A 683-nucleotide genomic window follows, 5' to 3' on the forward strand; every position below is an offset into this window, starting at 1 on the left:
AAGGACTTCAAGTCCGATCAGGAGGTGCGGTGGTGTCCCGGGTGTGGTGACTATGTGGTGTTGAACGCTATGCAGTCGTTTCTGCCCTCGTTGGGGCTGAAACGGGAGAACATCGTGTTCATCTCGGGCATCGGGTGTTCGTCCCGGTTCCCCTACTACATGAACACCTACGGCATGCACTCCATCCACGGCCGCGCCCCCGCGATCGCGACCGGGTTGGCCGTGACCCGACCCGACCTGTCGATCTGGGTCGTCACCGGCGACGGCGACGCCCTGTCGATCGGCGGGAACCACCTCATCCACGCCCTGCGCCGGAACGTGAACCTGAAGATCCTGCTGTTCAACAACCGCATCTACGGGCTGACCAAGGGCCAGTACTCCCCCACCTCCGAAACCGGGAAACTCACCAAATCCACCCCCATGGGCTCGGTCGACCACCCCTTCAACCCCCTCTCGTTGGCGCTGGGCGCCGAAGCGTCGTTCGTCGCACGCACCCTGGACAACGACCGCGCACAACTGACCAACATCCTGACCGCCGCCGCCCAACACCGCGGCTCAGCCCTGGTCGAGATCTACCAGAACTGCCCGATCTTCAACGACGGCGCCTTCGACGTACTCAAAGAACCAGGACAGAAGGAACAACGCCTCATCCCCGTCCAACACGGCAAACCCATCGTGTTCGG

Annotated in this window: 1 protein-coding gene; it reads left to right on the top strand. The window is 62.7% G+C overall.

Going from position 1 to position 683, the window contains the following annotated elements:
* Window positions 1-683, top strand: a 683-nt coding sequence (locus JT362_RS35315; protein WP_260196311.1) for a 2-oxoacid:ferredoxin oxidoreductase subunit beta, incomplete at both ends; no start/stop codon positions are given.

It is taken from the genome of Actinophytocola gossypii (genome assembly GCF_025165815.1).
Lineage (GTDB): Bacteria > Actinomycetota > Actinomycetes > Mycobacteriales > Pseudonocardiaceae > Actinophytocola > Actinophytocola gossypii.